Below are 7,569 nucleotides of genomic sequence, written 5' to 3' on the forward strand. Positions count from 1 at the left end.
TGTGAAGCGGCCGCGAGAAGCGGAAAAGGCGCGTTTCCGGCCGACTTCGAAACCTGATCGTTTTATAGCTTTTCGTTTATTTGCGTAGGTTTGGGGAGAGGTCGCATCGGCCTGTGTACCATCCCGTTTGCGGCATGACGGCAAGCGTCGCATGGCGCCAAAACCCATGACAATGCCGTCAAGTCATCCCGTTCGCCGCTTGCCGTGCGACTTCTATCTGGCTATCGACAAAGTCGGCCCAACCCTGAAGCAGGCGCCGCTGGCGCGCCGCTTCACGCTGCGTGGTGTCGCCCTCGGCGCCTGATTGCAGCTCCATGTCACGTAGGTGCGTCGACGCGGTGCGACGAAAGTCATGCAGCACGAAATGCTCGACGTCGAGCCCCAATGCCTTGACTGCCTGGTTCAGCGTGCTTTTCGCGATCGGCCGATCGTCGCCCCTGACGCTCGGGAAGACGAACTTCTCGCTGGTCCGCGCGCATTGCAGTTCGCGCAGCAGCGCAACCGCCTGACGCGGCAAACAGACGATGCGATCCTCGCGCGCGTTCAGGCGCGCGGCGGGGATCGTCCACAGCGCGTCGTCCAGATCGAACTCGGCCCATGTCGATTCGATGAGGTCCGATTTGCGCGCCATCGTCAGCACCAGCAGATGCAGCGCGAGCTTCAGCGGGCGGCGGATGTTCGACGTGTCGATCGTGCGCAGCGTGACGCCGATCTCGGCGCCGGACAGCACGCGGGTGCGGCTGTCGAAGGTCGCGATCGAGCGCGCGGGCACGACTTCCGCGGGATTGCTGGTCGCGAGCTGCCGCGCGATCAGGTACGCGTAGAGGCGCTTCACGACGTTACGCGTGTGCAGCGCCATCTTCGGCGAACCGCGGCTTTTGATGCGCTCGCAGATCGTGACGATATCGTCGGCACTCACCGCGCCGATCGGCTTGTTGCCGATCGCCGGCAGCACGTCCTTGTCGAGCGCGCGCCGCGTGGTGCGGCGATATTCGTCCGACTTGCCGGCCAGCGCCGTCGCGAGATAAAGCTCGGCCGCTTCTCGCAGCACGTCGGCCTTGCTTTCGGCGCCGCGATCGCGGCGCGCGGTCGCGACCGGCGAGATGCCCTGCGCGACGAGTGCCGCGTACTTCTGCGCCTTCGCGCGCGCGACGCGCAGCGAAATCATCCGGTAATCGCCGATCGTCGCGAGCGGTTGACGCTTGCCGTTCAACGTATAGCGGAAGCGCCAGACCTTGGTTCCGGTCGTCATGACCTCGATCACGAGGCCGTTGCCGTCGGCGACGCAGTAGCGGGCCGCGCGCGGTTCGAGCGCGCGGATCTCGGATTCTGTGAGCGGGGTGGCGAGGCGAGGCATGCTGGACGCTGTACGTTGAGACTCGGACAGCGGGGATTTTAAACCTTTACGTTGGCTGTGTACCAAAAAATGAACCGGTTTTTGGTCGACGGGATGTGATTTCCGGTCGCGCCGAAGCAGTGCTTATTTGATCGCGGCGGGCTGTGCGACGGCGAACGCCTGCGGACATGCAACTCCGGCGTTACTTGCCGATGCAGAATCGACTGAAAATCACTCCGAGCAGATCGTCCGAGCTGAACTCACCGGTAATCGAATTCAACTGATCCTGCGCGAGCCGCAATTCCTCGGCGAACAGATCGAGCGCCTGCGCATTCTGCTCAGCATGCGCGGCGGCGGTCGCCAGATGCTCCTCGGCCGCGCGCAACGCAATCAGGTGCCGCTCGCGCGCGAGATAGACGCTTTCCGCGCCTGCCTGCCAGCCGGCGATTCGCAGCAGTTCGTCGCGCAGCAACGCGACGCCGTCACCCTTCTTCGCCGACAATCGCACCTCGCTGAGTTCGAGATCGGCGTCGAGCGCCTGCGTCGCCGGCGCGAGCCCAGTCAGGTCGGTCTTGTTCAGCACGCGCACGACCGGCACGCCGCGCGGAAAGCGCCCGGCGATCGTTTCGTCGTCGGCCGTCATGCCGGTGCGTGCGTCGAGCAGATGCAGCACCACGTCCGCGCGCTCGATCTCGCCCCACGTGCGCTCGATGCCGATCTTCTCCACCTCGTCCTCCGTCTCACGCAGGCCGGCCGTGTCGATCACGTGCAGCGGGATGCCTTCGATCTGGATCGTCTGTGCGACCTTGTCGCGCGTCGTGCCGGCGATCGGTGTGACGATCGCCAGTTCGGCGCCGGCAAGCGCGTTCAGCAGCGACGACTTGCCGACGTTCGGCTGCCCCGCCAGCACGACCGACAAACCCTCGCGCAGCAATGCACCCTGGCGCGCCTCGCTCAGCACGTGCGCGAGACGCTCGCGAATGCGCGCGAGCTTGCCGCGCGCGTCGGCGGCTTCGAGAAAGTCGATTTCCTCTTCAGGGAAGTCGAGCGTCGCTTCGACCAGCATCCGCAGCGTAATCACTTCTTCGACCAGCGCATGGATGTCGCGCGAGAAGGCGCCGTCGAGCGAGCGGCCGGCCGAACGCGCAGCGGCCTCGGTGCTTGCCTCGATCAGATCGGCGACGGCTTCGGCCTGCGCGAGATCGAGTTTGTCGTTCAGGAAAGCGCGGCGCGTGAATTCGCCGGGCTCGGCGAGGCGCAGACCGAACGCGCGGCCGGCGTCGATGCAGCGCTGCAGCACCAGCTGCAGCACCACCGGGCCGCCGTGGCCCTGCAGTTCGAGCACGTGCTCGCCGGTGTATGAATGCGGCGCGGGAAAGTGCAGCGCGATGCCGCGGTCGAGCGGATTGCCGCTCGCATCGAGAAATGGCACGTAGCTCGCGTGACGCGGCGCGAGCGTCTGGCCGGTGAGCGCCTGCATCAAGGGCCGGGCCGCCGCCTCTCCGGCACGGCCGAACGAGATCCGGACGACGCCAATGCCTCCCCGGCCGGGCGCGGTAGCAATGGCAACGATGGGATCGGAGTCGGTCGTGAGCATGGGAAGTCGGGCGAAAACGCGAGGGGAAGGGCAGGGCCGCGCCGATGGAAAGGGCGCGAGGCATTGTAACGCGCGTGTCTCGAACTGATGGACTTGCGGCAAGGGGGCGAAGCGGATGATGTGCTTGCTCGGCCTGTCGTCTGAAGAACTCGGATTTATCTTAAATAAGCTAGGATCATTACTACGGTACTTAAGAACCGTCGAGACAAAACAAGACCTGCAGTTCTGGAAAAGGCAAGCCAGGCAACAGAGAGATGAAAAAATTCGTTTTCGCGCTATGCGTTGTCTGGCGCGCGCTGCAAGCTAAAACTATCTCAAATAGGAGAAATGGAAGCTTGATCGGTTGTCAACTGGGTGAACGCTGAATTGCACAATCTGGCCCATGCCAACCGACAAAGAAAAAGCCGCCTTCGCGAGGAGGCTGAAAGATCTGCTCGAGCCGCTGAAAATTCGCGGCGGGACCAAACTCGCCGAGCAGTTCAATCTTCGCTATCACGGCGAGCGTCCCGTGACACCGCAGACCGCGCACAAATGGCTGACGGGCACGACGATTCCAAAGCCGGACAAGTTGCGCACGCTCGCCGAATGGTTGAACGTCAAGGAGCACTGGCTCCATTACGGACCGCCGCCCGGCACGAGCGCAAGACCGATGGCCCGCGGCGAAAAGTACCCGCCGACGCCCGAAACGATCGAGCTGGCTTCGAAGATCGCATCGCTGACGCCGAAAGACCGAAACCTGGTCGAGGAAATGATCGTGCGCTTCTATGGTGAAGATTCTGACGAAGAGTGAGCGACGAAGATTAATCACGCGGCCGCGCGCCGCATTTCCTTCAACCGCACCATAAAAAAAGCCGCCCGGTTCGCACCGGGCGGCTTTTCGTTTTCAGCTTGGGTCGGCGGCGGCCATGCCGGCCGCCGCGGGACAGAACATCAGGCCGGTTTCGCCTTCGAGCTGCCCATCATCCGCGTGATGTAGTACTGCTGCGCGATCGACAGCACGTTGTTCACGACGTAGTACAGCACGAGGCCCGCTGGGAAGAAGAAGAACATCACCGAGAACGCGATCGGCATGAACATCATCATCTTCGCCTGAACCGGGTCCGGTGGCGTCGGGTTCAAGCGAGTCTGCAGGAACATCGACACGGCCATCAGGATCGGCAGGATGAAGTACGGGTCCTGCTGCGACAGATCCTGAATCCACAGAATCCACGGCGCGCCGCGCATTTCCACCGACGACAGCAGCACCCAGTACAGCGAGATGAACACCGGAATCTGGATCACGACCGGCAGACAGCCGCCGAACGGATTGACCTTCTCGGTTTTGTACAGCTCCATCAGCGCCGCGTTCATCTTCTGCGGGTCACCCTTGAAGCGCTCGCGCAACGCCTGCATGCGCGGCGTGATCGCCTTCATGCGTGCCATCGACTTGTAGCTCGCGGCCGACAGCGGGAAGAACACCGCCTTGATCAGCACCGTGAGCAGCACGATCGACCAGCCCCAGTTGCCGACATAGCTGTGGATCTTCGACAGCAGCCAGAACAGCGGCTTCGCGATGATCGTGACCCAGCCGTAGTCCTTCACGAGCTCGAGCCCCGGTGCGATGCCTTCGAGCATCTTCTCTTCTTCCGGACCGGCGAACAGACGCGCGGACACGCTGACGGTCTGGCCCGGCTGGATGGTCGGCAGATCCTGCTTCATGCCGACGCGATACAGCGACGGATCGAACTTCTCGGCGTAGAACTCACGCTTTGTGCCTTCCTGCGGAATCCACGCCGACGCGAAGTAATGCTGGACCATCGCGACCCAGCCATCGTTGGCCGACGTCGCGAAGTTCTGCTTGTTCTTGTCGAGATCGCTGAACGTCATCTTCTGGAAGTGATGCTCGTTCGTGTAGACAGCTGGTCCGATGAACGTGTGCGAGAAGCGCGGTGTTTCGACCGGCTGATCGTCACGCACCAGTTCCATATAGACCTGTGGCGTCACTGCCGTGGTGCCGACGTTCTGGACTTTCGTCTCCACGCCGATCACGTAACTTCCGCGCGTGAACGTGTACGTCTTGATGACCTTGAGGCCGCCCTTTTCCGGCGACTCGAAGCTCATCTGGAACGAGTTCTGACCGTCAGCCAGTTGGGTCGGCTGATTCGGCATCAGCGTGAAGATGTCGTTGTGATTCGGGAAATCGCCGCCGAGTAGGCCGGTGCGCGCCAGATACGTGTGGTTGTTCGTGCGGTCGAACAGCGTAATCACAAGATCCGGCTGCTTGCCGTCGCCCTGCTTGACGAGCGACAGGCGCGACACCGTGCCGCCGCGGGTGTCGATTTCGCCGCTATAGACGTCAGTGCTGAACTTCACGAGTTGCGATTGTGCAGCTGCCGGCGCGTTGCCGGGCGCGGCCGCGTTGGTGGCCGGCAGATCGGCCGGCTGGGTGCCCGGCGTCGTGGTGCCCGGCGCGGCGCTGCCTGCGGTCTGGGTCGGCGTCGTGCTCGGGAAGAACATCGACGGGCGTCCGTGGTCGCGTTGCCAGTTGTCGAACAGCATGACAGCTGACATGATAAAGATGACCCATAGGACGGTGCGTTTGATATCCATGCGTTGTCTCAGTGTCGATGGAACGGCGCGTCAGCGCTTTTCAGAAGTGGGTGGCGGGACGAGATCGATGCCGCCCGCGGAAAACGGGTGACAGCGGCAAACACGCCTCACGGCGAGATAAGTCCCGCGCGCGGCGCCATGATACTGGATTGCCTCGCGCGCGTAATCAGAGCAGGAAGGGTAAAAACGGCACCGGTTGCCGAGCATGGGGCTCACGGCAAGCTTGTAAAAACGCAATAAAGCGATGAGTACCGTTTGCATGGCAGGTGCGGCGGGACGGCGCCGCGCAACGTGAAATACCGGGCGACGACCGCGCCCTGAAGCTGCCGGCGCCACGCCAGTGGCGGCGGCCGTGGTGCGGGTGGTCACTGCGTCAATCCGTCCGGGGCGCTTCCGCGGGCGGCGCCTGACGACGGGTAATTTCGCGCGCTGCCTTGTCGAGCAACGCCTCGATTTCGCTGCGGCACAGCGCCTTTAACGGCGGCGACGACGCGCTCGGCAAAGCTTTTTTGTCGAAACGCGTATGTAGACGCAGCAGCACATCCCAACCGCCGAATTCCGCGCGCCGCAGCCGGAAGGCTTCACGAGCGATCCGGCGGACCAGATTACGCGTCGCCGCGCGCGGTGCATACTTCTTGCCGATCACGAGGCCAAGACGCGCCTCGTTGCCGGTGGGCCGGCCGTACACGACGAAATGCGCGGTACGGCGCCACGGCCGCAAACGAAAAACGGATGAAAATTCATCCGTTTTTAGTAGCCTTGCGGCTTTGGGGAAGTCGGCTTGCGCTCGCAACGGAACCGAGCCCGGTTGCAGCGCCCCGGCCGCTCCCGCTTCGTCGCGGGCTTCGGTCACAGCGCGCAATCCGCTTGCCTTAGATTGCGAGGCGCTTGCGGCCCTTCGCGCGACGTGCGTTGATGACCTTGCGGCCGCCAGCGGTCTTCATGCGAACGCGAAAGCCGTGGGTGCGCTTGCGACGGGTAACGGAAGGTTGGTAAGTACGTTTCATGTTGCTCTCACTTGATCGAAAAAAACCGCGCGATCATCGCTGAAAGCGCAATGGCCGGTGGTTTACTGAAATTGGTTTTCGCGGAACCCGCTATTTAAACTGGTTTTCCGTTGGCCGTCAATAGTTTAGCCATCTTCCGGCGCAAGTGGTGCTCGCCGGGCCAGGCGATCAGTCCCTGTGGATAACTCACTGGCGGCACCGTTTTGGCGTTAGAATCTCGCCTTACTTCCCAAAAATGTTGCACGTCGCTCCGGCACGTTTGTCCCGCAAACCCTTGTGGCACAAGCGCCTGGGGCGCTTACGCCTGGCTGCTCAGGGCCTTGTTGCGCGCGCGCGACAGGGGCAGCGGCGACCGCCGTGCACACCATAACGACAGCATCTTGATGAACGAATTCTGGCAACACTGTTCCGCATTGCTGGAGCGCGAGCTTACGCCCCAGCAATACGTGACGTGGATCAAACCCTTGGCCCCGGTCGCCTTCGACGCCGCTGCGAACACGTTGAGCATCGCCGCGCCGAACCGCTTTAAGCTCGACTGGGTCAAGAGCCAGTTCTCCGGCCGCATCGCGGATATGGCCCGCGATTTCTGGCACGCGCCGGTGGACGTGCAATTCGTACTGGATCCGAAGGCCGGCATGCGCGGCCCGGCGGCGGCTGCGCCGGCGCCGTCCTCAGCACGTCCAGCTTCGGTCGCGCCGCAGGGCGGTAATGCCGGTGCCGTCGCCGCCTTGGATGCGGCCGTGGGCGCCGTGCAGGCGGCGCAGTCCGCGCGCGCGAATCCCGCAGCAGCGGCGCTCGCCGCGCAAAACGCAAACGCGCGCCACGCCGCCGAAGACGCCGCCGATCTCGATCTGCCGAGCCTCGACGCGAACGAAGCCGCCGCCGGGCGTCGCACGTGGCGTCCGGGCCAGGGCGCGGGCGCGGCCGGCAGCGGCGAGAACGACTCGATGTACGAGCGCTCGAAGCTGAACCCCGTACTGACCTTCGACAACTTCGTGACCGGTAAGGCGAACCAGCTCGCGCGCGCGGCTGCGATCCAG

Annotated in this window: 8 protein-coding genes; 2 read left to right on the plus strand and 6 right to left on the minus strand. The window is 63.5% G+C overall.

All coding sequences use genetic code 11. The features are described from left to right. Positions 1–178: 178 nt before the first annotated feature. Positions 179–1,357 carry a tyrosine-type recombinase/integrase gene (locus L0U81_RS16000; protein ID WP_233804150.1) on the minus strand — a complete coding sequence of 393 codons (1,179 nt, stop codon included), beginning with the start codon at positions 1,355–1,357 and terminating at the stop codon, positions 179–181. 181 nt (positions 1,358–1,538) lie between these two features. Beyond that, positions 1,539–2,933, minus strand: a complete 1,395-nt coding sequence (mnmE, locus tag L0U81_RS16005) for a tRNA uridine-5-carboxymethylaminomethyl(34) synthesis GTPase MnmE (RefSeq protein ID WP_233804152.1) — start codon at positions 2,931–2,933, stop codon at positions 1,539–1,541. A gap of 382 nt (positions 2,934–3,315) precedes the next feature. On the opposite strand from mnmE, the gene L0U81_RS16010 reads away from it, so the two are divergent. Then, positions 3,316–3,723, plus strand: a complete 408-nt coding sequence (locus tag L0U81_RS16010) for a transcriptional regulator (protein ID WP_008921740.1) — start codon at positions 3,316–3,318, stop codon at positions 3,721–3,723. Between the two features lie 140 nt (positions 3,724–3,863). On the opposite strand, the gene yidC is transcribed toward L0U81_RS16010, so the two are convergent. The 4 genes from yidC to rpmH form a co-directional block, all read right to left on the minus strand. Further along, on the minus strand, positions 3,864–5,522 hold the full coding sequence (gene yidC / locus L0U81_RS16015; protein WP_233804154.1) for a membrane protein insertase YidC: 1,659 nt from the start codon (positions 5,520–5,522) through the stop codon (positions 3,864–3,866). Between the two features lie 30 nt (positions 5,523–5,552). Then, positions 5,553–5,783, minus strand: coding sequence for a membrane protein insertion efficiency factor YidD (yidD, locus tag L0U81_RS16020; protein WP_187632646.1), 231 nt, complete (start codon positions 5,781–5,783; stop codon positions 5,553–5,555). Positions 5,784–5,895: 112 nt separating this feature from the next. Continuing rightward, on the minus strand, positions 5,896–6,375 hold the full coding sequence (locus L0U81_RS16025; protein ID WP_442793412.1) for a ribonuclease P protein component: 480 nt from the start codon (positions 6,373–6,375) through the stop codon (positions 5,896–5,898). Positions 6,376–6,394: 19 nt separating this feature from the next. Then, complete coding sequence (rpmH, locus tag L0U81_RS16030; RefSeq protein ID WP_004198824.1) at positions 6,395–6,529, minus strand: 50S ribosomal protein L34; 135 nt, start codon at positions 6,527–6,529, stop codon at positions 6,395–6,397. 383 nt (positions 6,530–6,912) lie between these two features. Here rpmH and L0U81_RS16035 point away from each other — a divergent pair. After that, positions 6,913–7,569: DnaA N-terminal domain-containing protein (locus L0U81_RS16035; protein WP_326489825.1), on the plus strand; the 657-nt coding region annotated here is incomplete at its 3' end.

Origin of the sequence: Paraburkholderia sp. HP33-1 (assembly GCF_021390595.1) — a bacterium.
In the GTDB taxonomy this organism is placed as follows: Bacteria; Pseudomonadota; Gammaproteobacteria; order Burkholderiales; family Burkholderiaceae; genus Paraburkholderia.